Annotated in this window: 24 protein-coding genes; 11 read left to right on the forward strand and 13 right to left on the reverse strand. The window is 36.6% G+C overall.

Annotated features, from left to right (window positions below; translation table 11 throughout):
- Positions 1 to 6: 6 nt before the first annotated feature.
- Positions 7 to 930 (reverse strand): bestrophin family protein, encoded by a 924-nt coding sequence (locus IW16_RS09045; RefSeq protein WP_034742407.1) that lies wholly within the window; start codon positions 928 to 930, stop codon positions 7 to 9.
- A 16-nt stretch (positions 931 to 946) separates the two neighbouring features.
- Positions 947 to 2134 carry a Pycsar system effector family protein gene (locus IW16_RS09050; protein ID WP_034742411.1) on the reverse strand — a complete coding sequence of 396 codons (1188 nt, stop codon included), beginning with the start codon at positions 2132 to 2134 and terminating at the stop codon, positions 947 to 949.
- Positions 2135 to 2160: 26 nt separating this feature from the next.
- Here IW16_RS09050 and IW16_RS09055 point away from each other — a divergent pair, with 26 nt between their 5' ends.
- Both IW16_RS09055 and IW16_RS09060 read left to right on the forward strand, forming a co-directional pair.
- Positions 2161 to 5874: a metallophosphoesterase gene (locus IW16_RS09055; RefSeq protein ID WP_034742413.1), complete on the forward strand. Its 3714-nt coding sequence runs from the start codon at positions 2161 to 2163 to the stop codon at positions 5872 to 5874.
- A 279-nt stretch (positions 5875 to 6153) separates the two neighbouring features.
- Positions 6154 to 6873 carry a hypothetical protein gene (locus tag IW16_RS09060; RefSeq protein ID WP_034742416.1) on the forward strand — a complete coding sequence of 240 codons (720 nt, stop codon included), beginning with the start codon at positions 6154 to 6156 and terminating at the stop codon, positions 6871 to 6873.
- A gap of 103 nt (positions 6874 to 6976) precedes the next feature.
- On the opposite strand, the gene IW16_RS25655 is transcribed toward IW16_RS09060, so the two are convergent.
- Positions 6977 to 8995 carry a M43 family zinc metalloprotease gene (locus IW16_RS25655; protein WP_051890036.1) on the reverse strand — a complete coding sequence of 673 codons (2019 nt, stop codon included), beginning with the start codon at positions 8993 to 8995 and terminating at the stop codon, positions 6977 to 6979.
- A 197-nt stretch (positions 8996 to 9192) separates the two neighbouring features.
- On the opposite strand from IW16_RS25655, the gene IW16_RS09070 reads away from it, so the two are divergent.
- Positions 9193 to 9564 carry a hypothetical protein gene (locus IW16_RS09070; protein ID WP_131327865.1) on the forward strand — a complete coding sequence of 124 codons (372 nt, stop codon included), beginning with the start codon at positions 9193 to 9195 and terminating at the stop codon, positions 9562 to 9564.
- Between the two features lie 109 nt (positions 9565 to 9673).
- On the opposite strand, the gene IW16_RS09075 is transcribed toward IW16_RS09070, so the two are convergent.
- The 6 genes from IW16_RS09075 to ruvX form a co-directional block, all read right to left on the reverse strand.
- Positions 9674 to 10543 (reverse strand): hypothetical protein, encoded by an 870-nt coding sequence (locus IW16_RS09075; RefSeq protein WP_034742422.1) that lies wholly within the window; start codon positions 10541 to 10543, stop codon positions 9674 to 9676.
- A 2-nt stretch (positions 10544 to 10545) separates the two neighbouring features.
- Positions 10546 to 11628 (reverse strand): FUSC family protein, encoded by a 1083-nt coding sequence (locus tag IW16_RS09080; RefSeq protein WP_051890038.1) that lies wholly within the window; start codon positions 11626 to 11628, stop codon positions 10546 to 10548.
- Position 11629: 1 nt separating this feature from the next.
- Complete coding sequence (gene mazG, locus IW16_RS09085) at positions 11630 to 12397, reverse strand: nucleoside triphosphate pyrophosphohydrolase (protein ID WP_034742425.1); 768 nt, start codon at positions 12395 to 12397, stop codon at positions 11630 to 11632.
- Between the two features lie 117 nt (positions 12398 to 12514).
- Positions 12515 to 13072: a DUF5606 family protein gene (locus IW16_RS09090; RefSeq protein ID WP_034742428.1), complete on the reverse strand. Its 558-nt coding sequence runs from the start codon at positions 13070 to 13072 to the stop codon at positions 12515 to 12517.
- A 79-nt stretch (positions 13073 to 13151) separates the two neighbouring features.
- Positions 13152 to 13724 carry a peptide deformylase gene (gene def / locus IW16_RS09095; protein WP_034742431.1) on the reverse strand — a complete coding sequence of 191 codons (573 nt, stop codon included), beginning with the start codon at positions 13722 to 13724 and terminating at the stop codon, positions 13152 to 13154.
- Positions 13721 to 14137: a Holliday junction resolvase RuvX gene (ruvX, locus tag IW16_RS09100; protein ID WP_034742434.1), complete on the reverse strand. Its 417-nt coding sequence runs from the start codon at positions 14135 to 14137 to the stop codon at positions 13721 to 13723. Before ruvX ends, def begins: the two co-directional genes overlap by 4 nt.
- Before the next feature lie 115 nt (positions 14138 to 14252).
- Between ruvX and IW16_RS09105 the strand changes: the two genes are divergently transcribed.
- From IW16_RS09105 to IW16_RS09115, 3 genes are all read left to right on the forward strand, one after another.
- The gene (locus tag IW16_RS09105; protein ID WP_034742828.1) at positions 14253 to 14729 is read left to right on the forward strand and encodes a SixA phosphatase family protein; all 477 of its coding nucleotides are present in this window, start codon (positions 14253 to 14255) and stop codon (positions 14727 to 14729) included.
- Positions 14710 to 15594: an archaemetzincin gene (locus IW16_RS09110; protein ID WP_034742437.1), complete on the forward strand. Its 885-nt coding sequence runs from the start codon at positions 14710 to 14712 to the stop codon at positions 15592 to 15594. The genes IW16_RS09105 and IW16_RS09110 overlap by 20 nt, the downstream gene beginning before the upstream one ends.
- Positions 15595 to 15784: 190 nt before the next feature.
- On the forward strand, positions 15785 to 16837 hold the full coding sequence (locus tag IW16_RS09115) for a T9SS type A sorting domain-containing protein (RefSeq protein WP_034742440.1): 1053 nt from the start codon (positions 15785 to 15787) through the stop codon (positions 16835 to 16837).
- Positions 16838 to 16983: 146 nt separating this feature from the next.
- Here the strand turns inward: IW16_RS09115 and IW16_RS09120 are convergent, their stop codons facing one another.
- Entirely contained in the window at positions 16984 to 18534 is a 1551-nt protein-coding gene (locus IW16_RS09120) for a serine hydrolase (RefSeq protein WP_034742444.1), read from the reverse strand.
- 251 nt (positions 18535 to 18785) lie between these two features.
- Between IW16_RS09120 and IW16_RS09125 the strand changes: the two genes are divergently transcribed.
- From IW16_RS09125 to IW16_RS09140, 4 genes are all read left to right on the forward strand, one after another.
- Complete coding sequence (locus IW16_RS09125; protein WP_034742446.1) at positions 18786 to 19283, forward strand: metallophosphoesterase family protein; 498 nt, start codon at positions 18786 to 18788, stop codon at positions 19281 to 19283.
- Positions 19284 to 19315: 32 nt separating this feature from the next.
- The gene (locus tag IW16_RS09130) at positions 19316 to 19810 is read left to right on the forward strand and encodes a Smr/MutS family protein (RefSeq protein WP_034742448.1); all 495 of its coding nucleotides are present in this window, start codon (positions 19316 to 19318) and stop codon (positions 19808 to 19810) included.
- Positions 19811 to 19828: 18 nt separating this feature from the next.
- Positions 19829 to 20545: a DUF3822 family protein gene (locus IW16_RS09135; RefSeq protein WP_034742451.1), complete on the forward strand. Its 717-nt coding sequence runs from the start codon at positions 19829 to 19831 to the stop codon at positions 20543 to 20545.
- An 83-nt stretch (positions 20546 to 20628) separates the two neighbouring features.
- The gene (locus IW16_RS09140) at positions 20629 to 21201 is read left to right on the forward strand and encodes an RsmD family RNA methyltransferase (protein ID WP_034742453.1); all 573 of its coding nucleotides are present in this window, start codon (positions 20629 to 20631) and stop codon (positions 21199 to 21201) included.
- On the opposite strand, the gene IW16_RS09145 is transcribed toward IW16_RS09140, so the two are convergent.
- Positions 21198 to 21548: a winged helix-turn-helix transcriptional regulator gene (locus IW16_RS09145; RefSeq protein ID WP_034742455.1), complete on the reverse strand. Its 351-nt coding sequence runs from the start codon at positions 21546 to 21548 to the stop codon at positions 21198 to 21200. The two genes, IW16_RS09140 and IW16_RS09145, sit on opposite strands and share 4 nt — an antisense overlap.
- 85 nt (positions 21549 to 21633) lie before the next feature.
- On the opposite strand from IW16_RS09145, the gene IW16_RS09150 reads away from it, so the two are divergent.
- Positions 21634 to 22233: a nitroreductase family protein gene (locus IW16_RS09150; RefSeq protein WP_034742458.1), complete on the forward strand. Its 600-nt coding sequence runs from the start codon at positions 21634 to 21636 to the stop codon at positions 22231 to 22233.
- Between the two features lie 57 nt (positions 22234 to 22290).
- Here the strand turns inward: IW16_RS09150 and murI are convergent, their stop codons facing one another.
- Together murI and IW16_RS09160 are read right to left on the reverse strand one after the other, a co-directional pair.
- Positions 22291 to 23121 (reverse strand): glutamate racemase, encoded by an 831-nt coding sequence (gene murI / locus IW16_RS09155; protein ID WP_034742461.1) that lies wholly within the window; start codon positions 23119 to 23121, stop codon positions 22291 to 22293.
- A 42-nt stretch (positions 23122 to 23163) separates the two neighbouring features.
- Entirely contained in the window at positions 23164 to 24756 is a 1593-nt protein-coding gene (locus tag IW16_RS09160; RefSeq protein ID WP_034742464.1) for a DUF4139 domain-containing protein, read from the reverse strand.
- Positions 24757 to 24769: the final 13 nt, after the last annotated feature.

A 24769-nucleotide genomic window follows, 5' to 3' on the forward strand; every position in this document is an offset into this window, starting at 1 on the left:
ACTTAATCAATTTATAAAATAAGAATCTGTCTTTTTAAGTTCATCCTGTGGTATCCCTGCCTGCTCGAAAATAGAATATTCGATGGTTCTGCAGATACTGTTCAGTGCCAGATCGTTTTCCTCTTCTCCAAACGGCTCTCCTATTTCCTGGATAATCGCATCCAGTGCAATGAAGGTATAACTGATCAAAAGGACGATTAATGGCATCATCCACCCCAGTGAATCTACCAATCCGAAAGGCAGCCAGAAGCAATACAGATAAACCGTACGGTGAAGCAAAACACTGTATGCAAATGGTAGCGGTGTATTATAAATTCTTTCACATCCTCCCGAAATATTGGAAAACTGGTTCAGCTGATGATCCATCGAAGACATTACGATGGTGTCTATATTTCCTTTTCGCTGCTGCTCGTTCAGCCAGTCTGCAATAAACCCCAGAATAATACTTGGAATGAATTTTTTGCCTTCCAGCTGTTTTGCTTGTTCCGGAGAAAGAAGCCTTGTTAGATGCTCCGTCCCGGATTTGTCTCTCAACTGATAATTCAGAGACCAGCCAAATGCTGATATTAATCTAATCATCTTCTCCTTTTCCTCTTTTGCTCCTGCTGAAGGATCATTCACCAGGGAAAGAATCTGTCTTGTCAGCGATCTGGTTTCAATCACCAATGATCCCCAGAGTTTGCGGCCTTCCCAGAAACGGTCATAACTTGCAGAATTACAGAATCCCATGAAAATAGCCAGTGCAAGACCCAGCAGGGTGAAAATGGTAGGATTAAGATGTACTTTATAATCAAAGATCTTTCCTTTAAAAAAATAGATAGAAAGCGAGAACAGTAAAATAACACTTAACTGGACAACAATTTTCTTCAACACGGAACCCCTCCATATAAATAACATTTTCAGCCAATTGGTTCGCTGTCTGACAATCATTTGTATTTTTTTTTAATTAAAGAGTAAGAAAGGCATAAGCGAAAGAAAGTACGGAAATAATAATTCCGGCCATGAATATCTTATAGGTTATCGATAGAAGCTTATATTTTCTATCCAGAACTTTCCCCAGAAAATAAAGATCTTTCACCATAGAATCATAGATATAATCTCTGTCTTTGATCAGATCTTTCATAGCATTGTGATAGTCATTGAATACCATTTGGTGAAAGTTTCCAAAGAACAGCAGATTCACTTTTCTGTCTGTGATATCCTGAGCCGTAAAATTGGTTTTTGTAACGTTCGGTTTTGTGGATAAGATCGCGAATATAATGGTCAAAACACTTGAAAGCAACAGGACAAAACTAGGTATGATCAAATGCGCGTTCTTAGGTGTATCCAGTTTAGGTACCAGCACAGAAAGACAGACGGATATGATAATCGCATTGACGGAAAGAAGAATATTCGCCTTGCTGTCGGCAATATCACTCAGTCTTGTATGATTATTCAGTGTTACTCTGAAAAGCGTATCTACGCTGCGGTCAGATTTTGGTTCCTTAAGTTCTTTTTTAATCTCAGAACTTTCTTTTTTGTCTTTGTCTTCTTTTTTATCTTCTTCCTTTTCCAGCTTCTTTTCTATTTTCTTGATGTTTTTCTTTTTTAGTGGCTCCCAGTTTTCTTTCGCATATTCGGTATAATAATGATGTCTGTTTTTCAGCATATCAAGATTTCCGGAGTTCCATTCTTCATTGGAGAAACATCTTACATTGGTCAATTCCCATTCTTTTCTCAGTGCATCAGAAATATCATTGTAATCATGACTGGCAAAGTGGCTGCAGTCTGCATCCTTTACAATCTTTTCCAGAAGATTCTTTGGTTCGTAGGTGATCTTTGTTGCCAGAATAAGTTGAGAAACATCTTCGATATAGCTATCAGGATAATCTTCCTGTTTCAGAAAACCGGTAAGAATCGTCACTCCCCTTTCTTCATGATTCTGCGCACATTCTATATATCCGGTGTCATGGAACCAAAGAGCGAGCAGTACCTTTTCCTGGTCTTCTTCGGATACAGGAGTATTCCGCATAATCTCTTCAGCCTTATTGACGGTAAAGGTCGTGTGAATAAAATTATGATAAAAGTATACAGAAGATAACTTATCTTTGAATAAGATTTCAACATAATCTTTAGCTTTGTGTAAAATACCCATTCCTGAATTTTTGTTAATGTAAATTTATGAATTTATCCTTTAAAACTCATTTAAAAAATACTTCTATTGCCTTTAGAGCAGTATTATCTGCAGGAGTTCTATATTCCTGCGCAACATATAACGTAAAAAAGGGTAAAAACTTATTTGAAGTCAAAAATTCTGATATAAAGTCAGAGAATGATTTTAAAATTTTCCTTGTCGGTGATGCAGGTAATGCTGACGAACCTCAGGCTCAGAATACTCTGAATTTAATTAAAAACAAGCTGGATTCTGCAGACAGCAATTCCATGCTGATCTTTCTTGGTGATAATATTTATCCAAATGGAATCCCTAAGGAATCGGACAAAGACTATGCTTTAGCTAAACAAAAACTGGAAAACCAGCTTAACATTACCAAAAACTTTAAAGGAAAAACACTCGTTATCCCCGGAAATCATGACTGGAATAGCGGTCTGGAGGGATTAAAAACCCAGGAAGATCTTGTGAAAGCCTATTTTAATGACAAAAAAGCTTTCCTCCCTAAAAATTCCTGCGGTATTGATGATATTAATTTATCCAAAGACATCAAACTTATTGTTATAGACAGCGAATGGGCATTGGTCAACTGGGATCAGTATCCGGGAGTCAATAAAAACTGTACCATCAAAACCCGTGAGGACTTTTATACAGAATTTAAAGATCTTGTCACTAAAAATCAGGATAAAAGAATCATTGTTGCTCTCCATCACCCTGTAATCAGCAGTGGGACCCATGCAGGATTCAATTCTGCTAAAGCACATCTTTATCCTTTAAAAAGTAAAATCCCCGTTCCGGTTGTATCAAGTGTAATCAATATATTAAGAAGTTCTTCCGGGGCAAGTCTTGAAGATATCAATAACCAGCATTATGCAGATTTTGCCAACAGGCTGAAAAGCATCGTTCAGGACAAAGAAAATATTATTTTTGTTTCCGGACATGATCATAATCTGCAGTATCATGAAGACCGCAATATCAGACAGATCATCAGTGGTGCAGGTTCCAAAACTGATCCCGCCACTATTGCTGAAAAAACCGATTTTTCATATGGAGGCAGTGGCTTCGCTGTTCTTAATATCAGAAAAGATCAAAGTACAGATGTCGAGTATTTTTCCACAAAGGACAACAGTCTGAAAAAGCTTAGTCATATTTCGGTCATCTCAAAACCGGACATATTTGTAAACAATTATCCAAAGTCTTTACCGGGTACCGTTGCATCCAGCGTCTATCCAGTAAAGCTTACCCAAAAAGGGAAAGTCTACCGATGGCTTTGGGGAGAACATTACAGAAAATATTATGGAATTCCCGTTGACGCTCCTACAGCTGATCTTGCTTCACTGAATGGTGGATTTACCCCTTTCAGAGAAGGTGGCGGAAATCAATCGAACAGTTTAAGACTGAAAGCAGCAGATGGACAGGAATTTGTAATGCGTGGTGTAAAAAAGAGTGCTGTTCGTTTTCTGAATAATATGGCTTTCAAAAAAAGCACTTTCGGAACCGAACTGAACAATACATTCCCCGAAAAGTTTCTGCTTGATTTTTATACTACCAATCATCCGTTTACACCCTTTTCTGTAGGGAATATGGCAGATAAACTGAATATCTTCCACAGTAACCCGAAATTATATTACATTCCGAAACAGTTTACTTTAGGAGAGTACAACGAAAATTACGGTGATGAAATGTATATGATCGAAGAACGTTTTTCTTCTGATCCAAAAACTTTGGCTTCGTTAGACAATGCCAAAGACATTGTATCAACAGATGATGTTCTGAAAAATTTCACCAAAAATTATAAATATTCTGTAGACCGAGAATCATACATAAGAGCGAGAATCTTTGATATGCTGATCGGTGACTGGGACAGACATTCAGACCAATGGAAATGGGCAGAATATCAGGATGGTGACAAAGTTATTTACAAACCGATCCCGAAGGACAGAGACCAGGCTTTCAGTAAGTATGACGGTGCTGCCTTCAAGCTGATTATGAACGTCCCTGCTATCCGCCACATGAAAACGTTTAAGGAAGAGATCAAAAATGTGAAATGGATGAATATGGAACCTTATCCCATGGATCTTATCTTTCTGAAAGGAGCTACTCAGGAGGAATGGACGGCACAGGCTCAATATATCCAGGAACATCTTACGGATGCTGATATTGATGACGCTTTCTCTAACCTCCCTAAAGAGGTAAAAGATGAAACCATCACTGATATTCAGAGAAAATTAAAAAACAGAAAAACAAAACTTCAGGATTATGCTGCACAGTATTATGATGTCCTGCAGAAAAAAGTTCCTCTGGCAGGAACCGTTAATCCGGATAAGTTCATTATTACAAAAGATGGACATTCCGTTAATGTAAAACAGTATAAACTGGACAAAAATAAAGAAAATCCTGAATTGGTTTTTGAGAAAACTTATGATGACTCGAAAACAAAAGAACTTTGGATCTATGGTCTTGAAGACGATGATATATATGAAGTTTCAGGAGAAGGAAGGCCTAAAATGAATATCCGACTGATTGGAGGTTACAACCATGATGTGTATAATATAGCAGATGGAAAAAGCATAAAGATCTATGACTTTAAATCTCAGAAAAACACCTACAACGGTTCTGCCACAAAAAATATTTCTGATGATTATGATATCAACACGTACAATTATAAACACCCGAAATATAATTTCTTTGCCGGATATCCCAATGCAGACTATAATCCGGATGATGGTGTGATTCTCGGTGTTCTGGCTAATTTTACAGTCAATAATTTCATCCGTGATCCTTATACTCAGAAACACAGTCTTAAGGCTAATTTCTATACAGCAACCGGTGGATTTAATGTTGCCTACAAAGGAATTTTCAAAAAAGCAATATCGGGATGGGATTTCAATTTGGATGCGGCTTACACAACGCCAAGGTTTTCCGAAAACTTCTTCGGACTGTCTAATGAAAGTCCATACGACAAAGAAAATACAGAAAGAGAATATAACAGAGCAAGAATCTCAAAGTTTAATTTTGCTCCTTCTATATCTAAAAAAAGCTGGATGAATCTTCAGCATCAGTTCCAGCTTACCTTTGAGGATAATAGAGTACAGCGTAAAGGAGACCGTTTTGTAGATCAGTCTCCGGATGTAAGACCTGAAGTTTTCAAAAGCCAGCAGTTTGCAGGAGCCAATTATACCTTCAGTTTTAAAAATTTAGATAATAAAGCCTTCCCTACTTTAGGACTTGAATTCCTTGTCAATGCAGATTGGAAAACAAACCTTTCCAATACCGAAAAGAATTTCTTCACCCTAAACGGAATGCTGACTATAGATCACAGACTGGATAAAAGAGGAAATTTTGTTTTTGCCAATTCCAGTAATGCCATGTGGATCAGCAATAATAACTTTGAGTTCTATCAGGCAGCAAGTATTGGAGGCAACAACGGAATGAGAGCTTTCAGAAATGACAGATTTTCAGGAAAATCCTATTTCACCAACAATTCTGAAATCCGTTGGGATTTCGGACGCGTAAGAAACAATATCATTCCTGCCAATATGGGGGTCCTGATCGGATATGATCTAGGACGTGTATGGAATGACAATGAAGAGTCCAATAAATGGCATCAGTCCGTAGGGGCCGGTTTTTGGATGAGCGTGGTAGAGATGTTCTCTGCAAGACTGAATTATTTCTACGGGTCAGACGGAGGTAGAATATCTGCCGGTGTGGGTATGACATTCTAAATAATTCTATTTTCATTCATACTGTACATTCTATATTTTACAATATATAAGGATGGTGAATTATTAAATTTTAAGATAAAATAAATTTAATAATTCACCATTTTCATTCATAAATAACTACGTATAAAGTAAATACGATCGTAAAAACCAATTCATATTTTTAGCACCTTCAGGCAAAACCATCCATAGAGCAATATGCATATAGATCTTATAAAAATTCAATGTTTTTAAAAGAATATATATTTGTTTTAAATTATTTCGACAAAAACAAACTATTGGATGAAAAAAACACTATTATACATGGCATTACTTGTCATGTCTTTAAACGCGCAAGCGCAGGTGGGAATAGAGACCCCAACACCACAGAATACTTTACACGTCAACGGAAGCCTTCAGGTCGTAAAAGATCTCAATGTGGGAGGTAACGCCAGAACCAAAGGAAATTCGGGAAACCGAGGCGAAGTTTTAATGTCAAACGGAGTCGGGAACGCTCCTACCTGGGGTACTATCGAATCTCAAAGTTTTTTAAAGGTTGTATTCGTAGGCAATAAAACCGATACCAATCCCAGTACGGGAAGTTATACCGGTACCGGAAGCAATCCGGTAAGTACCCATGACAGCTATGCAAAAAGCTACGTCTATAACGTCAGTAACAAAATAGATAACACCTATTTAAAGTACAGCTCCACTACCGGAATATTTACAGTCGTGAAACCCGGATACTATAATATTGTCCCCTATATAACGTATGATCTGAGCTTAAACGGCAACGGATATACAGCAGGAACAGCAAAATCATCTATACAAAAAGTATCTCCCGCAACGGAAACGCTGGCATCAATATCTACAGGACATGGTGAAAGGACCCTTGCAGTGAATCACAATCTTTCATCAATTACTTATTTTAATAAGGATGACACTTTTAGAGTACGCTGTGTTTACACCCAAAGCTTCAGATTATCAGCTGGAAATATCCACATCTCTTATCTTACACCATAGGTAAAACTGAAGGCTATGCTTACAAATAAGAAGACTCAGGAAAAATCCTGAGTCTTCTGTTTTTATCTAATTCCAATCATTTTTCATGATCTGACGGATCTTATTATTTCTTAATGAATTTTATACTCTCAGAGACTTTTTCATTATTAATCGTAATAACGTAAGTTCCTTTTACCAAATCAGCTACGCGAACCTGATTGTTATTAACATCACCTTTCTTAACAATCTGACCTACGGCATTATGAATTTCAAAGGTTGTTTTTCCAGAAAGATTTGAAATATTCAGAACATCATTAGCAGGGTTAGGATATACGCCAAAAGTATTTTTCTTATTAACTTCACTCGTTCCTAAAGTATTTTGTGTAGTGAATAATTTGGATGCATAGTAACCATAATCATCACTTGCATGATAGATCACCGTTCCTGTACTAGTGGTTAAATCTACATATCCTCCATCACTTAAACCATCTCCATAATTATCAGAAATAGTAAACACGTAGCAATCTGCAGGTAAGGTCCATGTCTGCGTAATAAGAACAGGATCCGGTTGACCGTTAGGCGTATTGCTGTATGCTCCCGATTTAATTATCTGTCCGGCACTGTTTTTCAGATTCCATCTTGTTTCTTCACCATAACGGTCTCTCAGCAACTTAAATGTTACCGTAGTTGTCGCAAAATATTGTGGCACTACCGGCTTAATATAATTTCCATTAGAAACATTATTCGTAGCTCTCTGGTCTGCTCCTCCATTTACGGATGTTATAGAAGCAGAAACAGGAGATGACGCTACAGCAGCTGCAACAGGAACCGTAATAACAGTAGATTTATTCTGAGCCAGATTACCTGTCCAGTTATAATCCTGCGCAACACCTCCACCGAATGAATAGGAAATGACCGCTGATGTCAAGTTGCCAGTACCTCTGTTGGCAAGCATAAGTCTTATATTTCCTGAACCACAATTGCTTACCCCTATAGAGCAGGCTCCGTCAAGTTTCAATTCTGCATCATTTTCAAACAAAGCAATAGGCTGATCTGCTGTCGATGTTTTCAACTCCATTCTTCTAGGAGAGTTATCCATTACCGCCCTGATTCTTGTTTTCTGATCGTTGGTATAGATATTCATACAGGTATCGTTCGTGTAATCCATATAATTCTGAACCATTTCAAAAACGGCAGGATTATCGCAACTTACAATTGAGGGATTGCATGTATAATTTGCGGCATGTGCTGTTGGTGTATCTGCACAAAAGTCTGAAGCACAAGCTCCATCACCCCAGATATGTCTTAATCCCACAAAATGCCCTACTTCATGAGTCATTGTTCTCCCTCTGTCATAACCCGCCTGCATCAAAAACGTTCCGTCATTATAATCCATACTCCCAAATGTGCTGAAACCAGCAACAACTCCATCTGTAGTGGCCAGGCCTCCACTTGGCTGCAGCCCTGGTAAATTAGAATCAGACGGAAATTGAGCATATCCCAACAATCCGTTACGCGCAAAATCCACACTCCACATATTCATATATTTGGTAGGATCCCAGATCGTCTGTGGCTTTACAACACTATTAATATGGAATTGACTCCAGTAATCCTGGCAAAGATTCAGTCTGTCAACACCGTTGGTAGGATTTCCATTTGGGTCTACTTTTGCAAGAGCAAACTGGATCTCAGTATCTGCACCTACCAAGCTGGAATTAAAGCCCGGAGTTGCTGCCATTCTTCTAAAGTCATTATTCATGACCGTAATCTGAGAGAGTACCTGAGCATCTGTAATATTAGGAGCAACACCTACATTTTGTCCGCTATGGATGACATGTACTACTACCGGAATAGTAATAATATTTCCGTTTTGAGACTTGTTCATCTTTGCCTTTTCTATCAAAGGAGCCAACCATGCTTCGAATTGTTCCGTATTCATCCTTTCAGGGAACTTTGCTCTTAAATAGTCTTCATATTCATTAGCTGAACATCTTTCAAAACCATTGGATTCCTTGTGCACTTCTGTAGATTTCTTTCCATACCTTGGTTCTTCTTTACCCCCTTTATTCTGGGCGCTGAATAATCCAAAACCAAAAACTATTGGCAGTATGAAAAGGTTTTTCGAAATAGTAAATTTTGTCATTTTATATTTTATTAATTTAGCAAAAATATAAAATTAAACCACTTAGAAAGAACATTATTCAATAAAAATAAAAAATCAATAAATAAAAGATAATGAAACACACGATAGCATTAATAAATTTAATTTTCATAATTTCAAATACAGGTTGTTTTCCTCAACAAAAAACAGAAAAACCAGGAAATAAATCAACGATAACAATGAAAATAGAGAAAATTGAAAAGATCGAATTGGCGGAAAATACAAGAGGAATTAATCAGCAGGTCACGTTTACCTCCGATTCTAAAACAGTGGTATACAACGGAGAAAAAACAACGTACCCCGTCTCTTCTGTGGAATGGAAAAATATAGTTCAGGAAGCAGAGGTTATTGATTTACCTAAAATAGCAGGTCTTGAATCTCCTACAACAGAAAGATATTCTGATCAGGCATTGTCTGCTGTCATTACGATCACCTCCAACGGAAAGATATACACTTCCGGAACTTTTGATGATGGCAGACCACCAAAACAATTGGAAGCTTTATACAAACAAATGACTAATCCTAAAGGCAGTCCTAAGAAAAAGCCTTAAAGTCCACTTTATTTCTTACAAAAAACAGATCTTTATCAACCCTTTTGGAATAATAAAGATCTGTTTAAATAATGAAGTTCAACCTTAAAAAAGGCTCATATTTTAAAGTTTAGAAAGAAAAGCGATACACATTTCCTCCAGTCTCTTTATCTTTTTCATCAGCAATCAATAATGTGTTATCATCAAGGAAAACGACAGCTTCTTTCTGTGAATTATGATTTAATGGAATCTTTTCAATTTTAGAAGTATTGAAATTACCGGCAGTAAATCCTGAAAGAACATGAATATTTTTATGGGTAAGCAGAACAATTTTATCTTTAGTACTGCTTATGGCAGCCGAAGTTATGGCAGCATCACCATACTTCCCGTCAAGTTTTAATTTACCAATTAATTTAGCTTCAAAATCTCCTTCTTTATTGGGAACCTGGAAAACAAGGAAAGTCCCGTCAAAGCCTTTACTTCTGTTCTTGGTGAAAAGGTAAAAGTTTCCGTCCATCTCAATAAAAGCTTCGCAGTCGTACAACCAGTTTGATTTCTTCGGAGGAAATTCTGTCTGTCCTTCATAATGAAATTTTGTTGTCTGAACAGCCTTAGTTGTTTTTTGTGTCGTATCTTTTAAATCCAGTTTTAAAATGGCCAGATTCTGTCTGTTATTGTCATTATTTCCAAAATCCCCAAGGTAAATATTTCCCTGAGTATCTTTTGTAATATCTTCCCAGTCGTTATTTTCTGCATTGTCAACCAGTACATCTGTTACCAGTTTTCCCTGCATGTCCAAACCGTAAACTACATTTTTATTTCCCTGATCTTCAATAGCCCAAATGGTATTTTTATCGTGAGACAAAACAATTCCTGAAACTTCCTTCAGTTTTTTGGGCAGAGCAAATTCCACTATCAATTCATCGGTTTTTGGGGTGTCCTGAGCTTTCGGGTTGCAGCTCCACAATAAAAAAGCGGATAAGGTAAGAATACGCAGCATAGCTATTTTTTTAATTTTTTAAACTGAAAATACGAGTACCGTATATTTTTCTCTAAGTTATTAATAATCTGTTGATGGTACAGAAAAAAACCTGCAGCAAGTCCTATTAAACTTCCTATGATCGTATCCAAAAGTCTTGCATGCATCAGATTTTCTACATCATGATGAACCAGACTTCCAGTTTCCGTCAGAAGAATCGTTAATGGGGTTATAAATATCACCGCAAAACCATAATTTCTTACAATAAGTAATTCAATAATGAACTGCAGTATTGTAATGATGATAATCATTTCTATTTTTGCAGGATCAAACAGCAGGATGAGCCATGCAAAACCTATTCCAATAAAGGTTCCAAGGATTCTGTGCATATTCCGCTGTCGGACATGTTCAAAATTACGTCCCTGTATAATCGCTATGGCAGCAATAGATATCCAATATGTATTTTCAAATTTCAGAAGGTGTCCTACCATCAGCGTCAGCATCATAAAGAAACCTATTATACTGCTTTCTACAAATTTAGTATATCTCCTTTTATTAAATGTTCTTCTTCTGGGAATGGACAAAACTTCACCTTTCTCAATAAAAACAGAGTACAGAAAAGCCAATGAACACGACAGGATTGCTCCCATGGCCACAAGCCCTACTCTTGTGGGAATCATTTCGAGGTCAAACTGGTATGTACTTGCCATTGCTGCCAGCATGATAAAGAAAAAATTTCCGGGTGGAGGTATTTTAAAATAAGAGGTTATAAAGTGTGCAAGGAAAGAGACAATCCCCAAAGACAGCCCCGCAGCGTAGGCATTAAAACTAAAAAACAGACTGATCGTAAAGGAAAAGACCATTCCGAATGCACAGACTGCCAAATGAACCATCCGTTGGGTAATGGGTGCCGAAGTGAAATATAAAATAGTGAGAGCTCCCAAACTTGATAAACTCCCATAATTAGGTTTCCCCAAAAAATAACCAATAAACAGACAGCTTCCAATACAAAGTGCCGCAAGAAAAGGAAAATGCCATTTTCTTTCTGTTTTTTTGAATTCCAGCAGATATTGGAATCTATGGTGCATAGGACGCTGAACCTTCATTTTAAGACATCAGTTTTGCCTTTTCCCACAATACATCCATTTCCTCTAAAGAAAGATCAGCGAGGCTAATATTTGATTCTTCTGCCAGTTTTTCCATTTTCTGAAATCTTGAGATAAATTTCAAATTGGTTCTTTCCAGTGCAGAATCCGGATTCAGTCCTGAGATTCTTGCATAGTTGATAAGAGAGAAAAATACATCTCCCAGCTCCAGCTCTTTTTTATCCAAATCTATTTCTTCATGGAATTCCTGGATTTCTTCATCTACTTTTTTCCACGCATCTTCTGCATCATGAAATTCAAATCCGATTCCTTTTACTTTATCCTGAATCCTGTAGGCTTTGACCAAACTGGGAAGGCTTTTCGGAACACCGCCTAAAATCGATTTATTGCCCTCTTTCAGCTTCAGCTTTTCCCAGTTTTGTTTTACTTCTTCTTCATCTTTAACTTTTGTATCTCCGTAAATATGAGGATGGCGGAAGATGAGTTTTTCATTTAAAGAATTGATGACATCAGCGATATCAAAACTTTCTTTTTCGGAACCTATTTTAGAATAAAAAACCAAATGCAGTAAAACATCGCCGAGTTCTTTTTTTATTTCCTGTAAATCTTCCTGCAGAATGGCATCTGAGAGTTCATATGTTTCTTCAAGAGTTAAATGACGGAGTGACTGCAGGGTCTGCTTCTGATCCCAGGGGCACTGTTCACGCAGATCATCCATAATGTCTAACAATCTTCCGAAAGCTTCTAGTTTTTCCTGTCTGGTATTCATAAATTAAGAATTCAAGTGGTACAAATTTAGGGTAAATCTTTAATTAAGTCGGGCTGTTTTAAAACAAAAATCCCTGTCAGGACCTGACAGGGATTTATATTGACTATTCAGGATGGATTATCCTTTTTTAGTATGTGTACTTTTTGGAGCTGCTTTCGCTGCTGAAGTAGCTTTTACTTTTGCAGGTGCCGGCTTTTCTGTTTTAGGAGCTGCTTTCTTAGGAGCATCTTTATCAAGGCTGATTTCCTCCTGTACGCCATCTAATGTTTCAGGCTCTGCTTTTACGAAACTTTCTGGAGTAACATATCCTGCTTTTTGAAGAATATTGTACCACTGAGCCAATTTCTTGATATCTGAAGCATAAACTCTTTCTGTATCATAATTAGGAAGAGAAGCCGTCATGAAATCTTTCAGAACTTCGTCAGAAGATTTGTGATTAATGGTTTCTTTGTAATCGTAATTTTTAGCAATATTTTCAAAAACTTCAAACAAAGGAACTTCTTTATCAAATGTAAACATGGCAATATTATCTAATAAACTCACCTGACTTGAGTTTCCAATGCTTACTTTTTTCTTGGAGGTAACATCTTCAATGATAAAACCGTTTCTTAATTGAGAAACTAATTTGAAAAGTCCTGGCTTTCCAGAAATTGAAATTATTTTTTCTAACAGCATAATTTTATTTTTTGTAAATTCTGCAAGCGGCACTGGGCGTTTTGCTGTTTATTATTTTGTTTTTTAATCCTTGTTTAAATTACTTTGGAAATCTCATTTTATAACTGATACTCACATCACCGCTGGAGATCTTTGTCAGTTTACCCTTTACGAGTTTTTTCTTCAATGCACTCAAATGGTCGGTAAACAGGACTCCTTCAATGTGATCATATTCATGCTGAATTACGCGGGCTCTAATATCGGAAAAAGTTTCTGTATGTTTTACAAAATTTTCGTCATAATATTCAATCACGATTGTTCCTTTTCTCTTCACATCTTCTCTTACATCCGGAATAGAAAGACATCCTTCATTAAATTTCCATTCTTCGCCGGATTCTTCAAGAATCGTTGCGTTGATGAAAACTTTCTTAAAATCAGCCAGTTCGTCTTTGATATCTTCGTAATCTTCGTCTTCTGCAAGAGGCGTAACGTCTATTACAAACAGACGCAGGTCCAGTCCGATCTGCGGTGCAGCCAGACCAATACCGTTTGCACTGTACATCGTTTCGAACATATTATCTATAAGTTCCTGTAAACCGGGATAATCTTTCTCTATATCTTTCCCCACTTTTCTCAAAACAGGATCCCCAAAAGCTCTTATTGGTAAAATCATCTTATTCTTTGTTCTAAAAAATTCTGCAGTATGATAGTTGCACTTACTTTATCTATTAACCCCTTTTCCTGTCTCTTTTTTTTGCTCTTCCCGCTCTGGGAAATAAAAAAAGAGGCCATTTTAGAGGTAAATCTCTCATCCAAACGGTGGACCGTAATACCGGAAAATTCTTTTTGAAAATCTTCAATGAATTTTAAGATATCAGTCTCCACTGCGGAAACATTTCCTTTTAAATCTGTGGGGAGACCTACCACCACATCATCCACTTTGTTTTCTGTGAAATATTTTTTTAAAAATTCCATCAAAAACCGTGTTTCAACGGTATCCAGGCCGCTTGCAATAATCTGCATATCGTCTGTTGCTGCGATACCACAGCGTGCCTTTCCATAGTCTATTGCAAGGATCTGTCCCATAAGTGTGCAAATTTAGTAAAATTTAATGATTTTATTCATAACCCAGCTTTTTTATGAAAATCATGTTTTATTCCATTATTTTTTTTATAATTTTAATCTTCCAAAAAACGATAATATGAAGAAACTCATCCTCGTACGACATGCAAAAAGCGATTGGCCGGAAGAAACGGAGGACTTCGACAGACCTTTGGCAGACAAGGGATTGAAAGATGCAATGAACATGTCCAGATTCATGAAAAGCAATAATATTTCTATTGATCATTTTGTTTCCAGCCCGGCGGTACGCGCACTGAATACGTGCAAAATATTTAACCAGAGTTATCAGCTTAATGTGTCTACGGCAGATCAGCTGTATAATCCCTCAGAAAGAAATTTTGAATCTGTAATCTACGACCTGGATGACAGCGTAAGCTCTGTCGCTCTTTTCTCTCATAATAATGGAATTTCCAATTTTGCAAATTCTATCTCCGAAGATATTTTTCATTTTCCGACCTGCGGCGTAGCCGGTTTTGAAATAGACTGCAATTCCTGGTCTGAATTTGATGGAGCTAAGAAAAAACTCCTGTTCTTTTATGAGCCCGGGAAAATATAGTTTAACCTTTTTTTACCTGCTTCCTCTCCTACTCTTTTTTTCATGTCAAAAAAAAGAGAGATCCTATATTGAAACTATTGCCCTAAATGATGTCCGGCTTCCAAAAGAAAAACCTGGTGACTGGAGATATTCACGGGGCGAGAAATTCCAGACCTTTGAAGATTTTAAGAAACTGAACAAAATTAAACCTGAACCGGGGAAAAACACGATCTATCTTCAGCCTGTCGGTGAATTCAGCAAACTGCAGGAGAAGGAAATAGAACTTACCCGGCAATATCTAAGCAGGTACTTCCAGCTTAACACAAAAATTCTTCCTGCTTTATCCAATGATATTTTCCCAAAAACTGCGAGAAGGATTTTCAAAGAAGGTCAGGAACAGATCCTTGCAGGTTATGTGCTGGACAGCATTTTAATCAGGCAGAAGCCTAAAGATGCTGTCGTTTTCATGGGAATCACAGAAAAAGATCTTTTTCCTAGACCTGAATGGAATTATGTTTTCGGACAGGCTTCTTATGCGGATGGTGTAGGCGTCACTTCTATGTACAGGTTTTCCAACGGGCAACTCACTGAAGCTAATTTTAAACAAAGTCTCGAAAGACTGATCAAAATAAGTTCACACGAAATCGGGCATATGTTCGGACTCAGCCACTGTCTGAATGCAAACTGTGTAATGAATGGAACCAATTCATTAACTGAAACCGATTTTCATTTTGCCAGAGCATGTTCACTCTGCCAGCAAAAATTAAATTCCAGCCTTCACTACAATCCTCAGAAACGGCTTCTTAATCTTAAACAGTTCTTTGAAAAACAACATTTTAATTCTGAACTTTCACGTACGGATCAGGACCTTAATCTACTAAAATAATCTGTCTGAAAAAATCAGTCAATGGCTGGCTTCCCTTTCGTAATGGATATAGTATTGTATCCAAAAAGCTTCTATTAAAAATCCGGAATGAATAGTTTCATTTTCTTTGATTCATGACTTTTGTCAGAGCGTAAGATATTTTATATTTAATAAAGTACTTTTGTTTTTAATTATTCTAAATAAATATAAAATGAAAAAACAACTTTATTTCTTGTTATTTATCTTTCTGCTGGCAGGAACCAAAATGTCTGCACAACTCTCAGCGAACGTCTTCATTGAAAATCTTGAAACGCCCAATCCTATGGTCATCGATGGCAATACGATGTATATCGGGATTTATTACATGGATAAAGTAATTAAAGTAAAGCTTGATGATCCCAATGCGCCTCCGGTTGATGTTGTGACAGGCGTAAACCGCCCTTACGGCTTGGCTTTAAAAGATAATATTTTATATGTTTCTGAATTTGGAGCAGACAGACTTTCTAAGGTTGATCTTAGCATAGCCAACCCAAATCCTGAAGTTGTATTATCAGGAATAAGAAGTCCTCTAGGTCTGGAATTCGTCGGAAATGATCTGTATATGGCACTGGAAGGGGATAATAAAATTGCGAAACTTGATGTAAGCCAGACAACTCCTCAATTGATTGATGTAACATCGGCTCAATCTCCATTTGAAATTGAAATCATTGGTAATGAACTCTATTTTACGGAGCGATTTGAAGGCAGGGTTTCAAAGTTTGACATGAGCACGTCCAACCCTCCTACAGTAGTAGCACAGGGATTAAGCTATCCATCCGGACTTGTATCTTACGGAAAAGAATTATTTATCTGTGAAGCGGGAGCAGCTAAAGTTTCAAAACTGAATTTCGCTCAGCTTAATCCCGTGGTATCAGATGGCATTACTTCTACTGAATTTAATTACCCTTCAGGACTTGCTGTGAGAGATCATACTATTTATATTACAGACTTTTTTGCAGGCTCCCTTTTAAAAGCTGATATGACCGCTCTTTCTGTATCAGATCAGAAGAAACGTGAGAATAAAACATTAATTTATCCCAATCCTGCAAAAGAAACATTAACTATCCAGAATGCATCTTCAAAGAATTATAAAATATTCGGTATGACAGGCAATCTGGTTCTTTCAGGAACTCTGGAAAGAGATTCAGTCAATGTAAGCGGATTGACAAAAGGTTCCTACATTATCCAAATCGGTGATGTTATCAAAAAGTTCATTAAAAACTAATACCCAATCATCCATAAAACCACAGAGCTCCAATATTCATTGGAGCTCTGTTTATCAGAATTTGGCTAAAGCCAATTTTAAAACTATTATAAGATAACGGCTAAAGACCGTTTCTATTGAATATTTCTCTTACCTTAATTTGCAGTTTAGCTTTTTTGCCATTTCAGATCTAGGTCATCAAAATCAAAGCTGAAATCTGTAACATCTGAAATAGCTTTTAATTTAGCAGATTCTGCATTTCCGTTTTCATCATAATTAAAAATAATATAGGCATCGGCATCATAACTTCTGTCATCCCATTTGATGATGAATGAATTATTTGAATAAGGAAGCAGCTCCCCCTTCAGCCTTGGCGAATTTTTGCAGGAGATTCTGTATGTATTTCCCTGCTGTACAATTTCAACATCTCCAAACCACTTGTCATTATACGTTCCAATAAACTGTTTTGCTTTGGGCTGAAGATTTTTTTCTTTTTTAAAGATTTCTGATTTAGCAAAAGCTTCTTTTTTCTGCTTTTCATATTCTGCATTTACTTTTGACATTCTTTCACCATAGGTTTTCAGCCAGTTTCTGTCTGCCACACCAAGATAAGAATCCTTTACCGTGTTGGTGACTGTATTAAATGCTGCTCCCGACTGCTGATTGGTAAGGACCACTATTCCTAATTTCAGATCCGGAATCAGAGTAAACTGAGTCACTGTTCCAATTAATCCTCCGGTATGCTGAACCTGCTTATGTCCTTTAACATCACTCAGGAACCAACCCAGTCCATAGCCATAAAAACTTGTATCATAAGGATTTTTTAATGCCACTCTATCCGGAATCTGCAGGCTCCATAACTGTTGTACATTTTTATCAGAAACCAGTTTTTTACCGTCTTTTGTGGTAAAATTATTTAAAAGAAATTCTGCCCACACAGTCATATCTTTTATATTACTCATAATTCCGCCTGCGGCATTACCGGTTTCACTCCAGTCGTGAGGAACTGCAATGGCTTTTCCATCTACAGGTGCGTGTGCATCAATTTTATTGGATACGGCTTTAGCTCTATTGTAGCTTCCAAAACTTGAATTCATTCCGACAGGTTTCATAATTCTCTGCTCAATAAATTCTGCCCAGCTTAATCCTGAAATCCTGTGAATTACTTCTCCGGCCACGATAAACATAATATTATTATAGTCTAATGTCGTTCTGAATGGATTTTCAGGCTTCAGATATCTTACATTGTGAATAATATCATTCACTGTAAGGTTTCCGCCTTCAGGGAAAAACATTAAGTCTCCCTGCCCTAATCCCAATCCTGCTCTGTGCGTGATAAGATCCTTAATCGTTACATTTTGAGAAACATAAGAATCATACATTTGAAATTCAGGGATATATTTTGACACTTTATCGTCCCAGTTCAACTTTCCTTCATCCGCTAATATAGCCAGCGCGGTACAGGTAAAACCTTTGGAGTTAGAAGCAATACCTACTAAAGTAGTATCGTCCATCGGCTGTTTTGTCGTTAAAGAACGCTGTCCGAAACCTTTAGAATAGATGACTTTTCCATCTTTAACAATTCCAACTGACATCCCTGGAACATCAAAGGTTTTTAAAGTACTCTGGATAAGTTCGTCCAATTTTTTTTCTTCAACCTGAGCATTAAACAGCCCTACCGCAGCAAGAAAAAGTAAAAGAGAAAATTTCTGCTTCATTTTTTTTAATTTTCTCAAATTTAGTAAATATTAAGGGACACCAATTTTGTGATTGCTGAAATTTTAGTTATTTTTCTGATTAATCAATTATATGCTGAATGAAAAAAACAATCTGCATAAGATATCTTTATCCAATTCGGCAATCGATCTTTTGTAATTTCAGATTTACAGATAAAAGTTTAGCTCTAAAAAGGTTTATAAGATTAAATAAAGAATAAATCTTTCTAACTTTGCAAAAATCTTAGATCTTCATGACAAAAATCCTCCTTCTTTCCGATTCCCATTCCTATATAGATGACCGTATTTTAGAATATGCAGGTCAGGCCGATGAAATTTGGCATTGCGGAGATTTTGGAAGTATAGAGGTGATTGAGGAACTGGAAAAGATAAAACCTTTAAAAGGAGTTTACGGAAATATTGATAACGCTAAGATTAGAGCTGAATTTCCTGAAGTGAATCGGTTTTTCTGCGAAGATCTGGAAGTTTTAATGATCCATATCGGCGGTTATCCCGGAAAATACACACCGCTGACCCATAAAGAAATTTCTGAAAAGTCACCCAAGCTCTTTATTTCAGGGCATTCCCATATTCTAAAAGCTATGTTTGACAAAAAAAACAATCTTCTGCATCTTAACCCGGGAGCCTGTGGAAAACAGGGATGGCATAAAGTGAGAACAATGATGCGCTTTGTCGTAGATAAAGAAGAAATTAAGGATCTGGAGATCATTGAACTGGGACCGAAAAATTAATTTTTAGAATAATAAAAGAAACAGCACAGTACATGAAAATCGGAGACAAAGTTTCTGTAGTAGATGAGGATTTAAGCGGAATGATTACTTCTGTGAAAGGCAATATTGTTGTTTTTAAGGACGAATATGGATTTACACATCAATATCCAAAGGAGAAACTCGTTCCAAAAGACACTGATCTTTATGAAAATATCCGAGTCGTCAAAAAAGCAGAACCTAAAAAAGTAGTTTCCAAAAAGCACCAGAAAAATCACATGGTTCTTGATCTTCATTTTCACAACCTGGTCAAAAACCCCAGTGATTATGATAGTTTTGAAAGGCTCTTCATCCAAAAAGCAAAACTGACAGAGGTTTTGGATTTTTGCAGGAAACATAATCTGAAGAGACTCGAGATTGTTCACGGAATCGGAGACGGGATCCTGCAGAAAATGGTTATGGATGTTTTGGAGAGCCAGTCTGATATTGATTTTTACAATAAGGAAATACTTCATCATCAATCAGGTGCCGTTATGATAGAATTTCACTAAATTTGCATCAATTGAAATATGAACGTACTTAATTTACTTTTTACCAAAGACGGATTAATCTGCCAGATTGCAAAGAACAAAAGCATCCTGGAGGAAAAGTCTTATTTCGTTACCGAAGAAACACCGGATAATCTTATTGAGAACAAACTTGATGAGATTCTTCTCAAGCAAAGGTTTGAAGAAATCCATGTTATTTCTGCACTGAATCATTTTACCCTGATGCCTGAAGGATTTTCAGAACATGATGCAGGGTTTGAACTGATCGCCTTCAACGCTCCCGCTGACCGAGATAAAGAGGAGTTGATGCTTTCTGTCAATAAAAGATTCGGGGTCCAGTTTTACTACACGTTCCCAAAAAACTTTTATAAGAAAATAAAAGAGCTGGCGGTTCCCGTTCATTTCAATTTTTCGGGTGAAAAGTTTTTAAACTCTATCAACAATAAGAACAATAAAGAAATTCATATCAATCTGTATCATAACCAGTGTGAGTTTTTTGCCATCGATAATAAGAAGGTAATTTTATACAACAATCTGGATGTGAACTCTGAAGTAGATTTTCTGTATTTCGTGATGTTCACGCTGAGTAAAATAGGTTTCGGAATTAATGAAACCAGCTTTTATGCTTATGGCGAAACTACAGAGAATGAAACATTTATTTCTGAACTTCAGAAATTCGTTAAAAATATGAGGATTGTCTATGACAATGTTCCCAATAAGAATTTTATATTAAACTAGGTTACAGGCAGCAGGTACAGGAAATGTTTTCCTAAATGCGACTCCCTGCCGCCTGTAATCTCCGACCTAACAACTAAATAAATATGTTCAGAATAATATCAGGCAGATGGAAAGCTAAAAAAATAGCGGCTCCCAAAAATTTTGATGTAAGACCTACTACGGATTTTGCTAAGGAAGCGCTATTCAGTATCCTGGAAAACAAATACGATATGCAGTCGATTTCAGTGCTTGATCTTTTTGCAGGCATCGCTTCTATCACTTTCGAATTTGCTTCCAGAGGATGCCAGGATGTCACTTCGGTTGAGCTGAATCCTAAGCATACGAGCTTTATCAACTCCACTGCATCAGAATTGGATATGTCAAAGCAGATCAGTGTTCAGAGAGGGGATGTTTTTGACTGGCTTAAAAAATTCAGAAATAAGAAAAGCTACGAGATTGTATTTTCTGATGCTCCTTTCGAAATGGAAGAGAAAAAATACTACGAGCTTTTATCATTAGTTCTGAACAATAAATATGTAAAAAAGAATGGTGTTCTTATCATAGAGCATCAAAGCAGAATGAAGCTTGAGCACCCCAATTTAATAGATACCCGAAAATACGGAAATGTAAGTTTCAGTTTTTTCGAAGCGAATAAAGAAGATAATCAGGAAATTTAATTCCTGATTATTTTTTTTACTGAAAGATCGGGTGCAGCAATTCCCCAATTGGTAATAGCTTCTATGACAGGCAGCAATGTCTTTCCGAAATCCGTCAAAGTATATTCTACCATTAACGGAGGCTTCTCCGTATATACTTTCCTGTCCACGATATGATCTTCTTCAAGTTGCTTAAGCTGCAGGCTTAAGGTTCTTTCCGTGATTGTCGGAATTAATTTTCTTATTTCATTATATCTTTTGGCTCCGTCTGTAAGATGAAATAAAATTACAGCCTTCCATTTCCCTCCAATAAATTTCATGGTGACACTTGTACAGCAGGGATATTCTTTGTTATCTATTGTATACATTTTATACTATCATTTTTTACCGTTATTGCAAAGGTAATAAACTTAAATTACTTTTGTAACTATAAAAATGATAGTACAATAATTTATGAATTTTTTAGAACAAATGAAAAAGAGGTATACGGTCAAAAAGTATAATCCTCAGGGCAAAATCAGTGCAGAACAGATTACCGAACTGAAAGAGATCCTTAATTTAAGTCCCTCTTCTATTAACAGCCAGCCATGGAATTTTATTTTCATTAATAATCCCGAAATCAGAGAGCAACTGGCAGAAGTATCTTATTTTAATAAGGAAAAAGTATTGGAGAGCAGTCATGTGATTGTATTCCAGGTGATGAAAAATCCGGAAGAATTTGAAAAACAAATTGAGGAAAATCTTCCTGAAGGCTCTGTTAATTACTACAGAACCATGGTAAAACCAAATGGTGAAGCGGCTATCCGTTCATGGATGGGCCATCAGGTCTACCTTTCGCTGGGCGTTCTTCTCTCTGCATGTGCTGCAATGGGAATCGATTCAACTCCCATGGAAGGTATTGAAGCCGATAAATATGACGCAATTCTGAAAAACAATTCTTATGAAACACTTTTCGCCGTTGCAATTGGGGAAAGAGCTGACAGTGACAGCAATCATCCCGCAACGACCCCAAAAAGAAGACTGAAAAGTGAAAAAGTTATTTTAGAGTCCTAGTGGCACTATTGTCTTCAAGCAAAAATAAAAGCTGTTTCCGGGAAACAGCTTTTTGTATTATAATACCTTCAATTCTAAATCTATGGTTTTTCCAAAGAATTTTTTGGAGATCTTCTCAAAATTTTTCGTCAGATCTGAAAGATAGAAATGATAGTTCGGTTTTGGATTATTATCATTCAGAAGATGATACTTATCAAGAATAATTTTCAGGTGATTGGCCACAATATTAGGAGAATCAATCACACGGACTCTGTTCCCGTAGTACTGCTTAATCTCATCAATCAGTAAGGGATAATGGGTACAGCCAAGAATCAGCGTTTCAATATTTTTCAGCTTACTGTTGCTTAAATAATTATAAATGATAGCATGTGTAATCGGATGATTCTTGAACCCCTCTTCAATAGCAGGAACCAGCAATGGTGTAGCAAGTTCATCTACTTTGATCCACTTATTCTGCTTTCTGATACTTTTTTTATAGAGCCCTGAATTGACTGTGGCTTTCGTAGCAATGACTCCAACATTATTATGGATTTCATAGGCGACTTTTTCAGCGACAGGATTTATAACATCTATTACAGGAACTTTTCCATCCACAGACTGCATGACTTCATTCAAAGCATTTGCTGTAGCAGTATTACAGGCGATAACAATAGCTTTGCAATTCTGCTGAAGCAGAAAGTTGGTGATCTTGGTAGAATATTCGATGATCGCATCTTTGGACTTTTCACCGTATGGAAGGTGCTTGGTATCTCCAAAATAGATCAGATCTTCATGGGGAAGAAGTCTTTTGATCTCCTTAGCTACGGTAAGTCCTCCCACCCCACTATCGAAAATACCGATAGGCTGACTTGGTGAAAGATGTGAGTAGTCTTGTTTTTTAGTTTTCAAGTGCGCTGAAATTTTATACAAAAATAGTGAATAATCGGTTATTTAATTAAAATTGCTGATTGAAAAATCTTTTGGATATCTTACCTTATAACTTACTCTGATTTTTTTTGTTTCAGATGAGGAAATTTTAACATTCCACAGTAAAAATCCTTTCTCTTTATCTAATTCTGCGTTATCACTTTGAAGAAGTTCAATCTTTACCGTTTCATCCTTACTCAAAGGAATCTGATCCCGTATCTCAATACTGATAGCTTCTTTTTTATTATTTCGGATAACAAGATCGTAAGTAATGGTTTTTTCCTGATAGGAAGAAAATAATTTTTCACTTGCCTTATCATTGACCATTTCTTTACGTATACTAATCTTCTTGTCGTCACCAAGAGTAATACTCATTTTATCATTTGTCTGATTGGGATTAATTCTTGTTTCGCCAACATACATATTTTCAAAAATCACACTGGCAGCACCTGAAATCAGATTATATTTGTTAAAATCTTTAATATCTGCAACCAAATAGGCTGTAGTGTTGTATTTAGGAACTGTATAATATTTATATTCCGCCGGAAGTTTTATCTGTTTTAGATTGATAAAATGATCTTCATTGTTTGATAGAATATCATAAGGAATATCAGAATCAAAACTTACATTTAACTGATTTTCATTGATTCTAATTCCAGAACCTACCATGACAACTTCCTGAATCTCCGTCAATTGTATAGTATCTATTTTACCGGAATAACCATGGGTTTGCCTTCCTTCGTTCTTGTAAGAATTTAAAAACCAGGGGTTCATAGTTGGTGCCTCATTATTTCTTGAAGACCTTGCGTTAATCAGCGAAAGCTTTACCCCTTTCCAATCCAGTCCCGTATCCTGTCTTACCTTTGCTTTAAAAGTCACCTCTAAGGGCTCGCTAAGTTTATTGCCTTTCACTTCATAAAACGGTTCCCAAAAAACATTCTCCGCCAAATACCCCAGATCCATTTTTGCATTTCCACCACCATTGCTTACAACTCTCAGAACAAGCACACCATCAGAAAAAGCTTCTTCAGCTCCTGTATTGGCCTTGAGACGATTTCTCAAAGTCTCAAGCTTCAGTATGGTTTGCGTATATTTTTTATTGATATCAAGCTGTGCAATGCTTATCTCATTTCTTTTGGTCTTATAATATTCGGTCAGCTGCATCAACTGGGCTACAGTGGAGGTATTGCTTCCCACTAACAGTCCTTGATTTTTGTCTAACAGTTCCAATGTTTTTTCATTGGTCTGTCGCTCGATATTGATTTTCGTACTGAGATTTTCTAAAATAGCAATGCTGTCTTTAATTCTTTTTCCGATAGGATTATTACTATTCTCAAAATAATTTGAGTTGTAGCTGCTCCTGTATTGTACAGAAAGAATAGAAATATCTTTATTATTTGTATTAATCTGCATCGATTTTTCCACAATTTCATCTGAAATATTAGTTACAACAATCTCCGACGTTCCCGAAGGAAGCGAAACGCTTATCGAATTCTGGAGTTCAGCAGAAGACCTGTACACATTAACAGCATTAACTTTTGCTTTTGTAAAAATCGGTTTTTGGGAAAAATAGAAGGCGCTTAAAAAAAGAAAAAATAGTAGTAAGCTTTTTCTCATAGTTGATTATTTT

The organism is Chryseobacterium vrystaatense, assembly GCF_000737765.1.
In the GTDB taxonomy this organism is placed as follows: domain Bacteria; phylum Bacteroidota; class Bacteroidia; order Flavobacteriales; family Weeksellaceae; genus Chryseobacterium; species Chryseobacterium vrystaatense.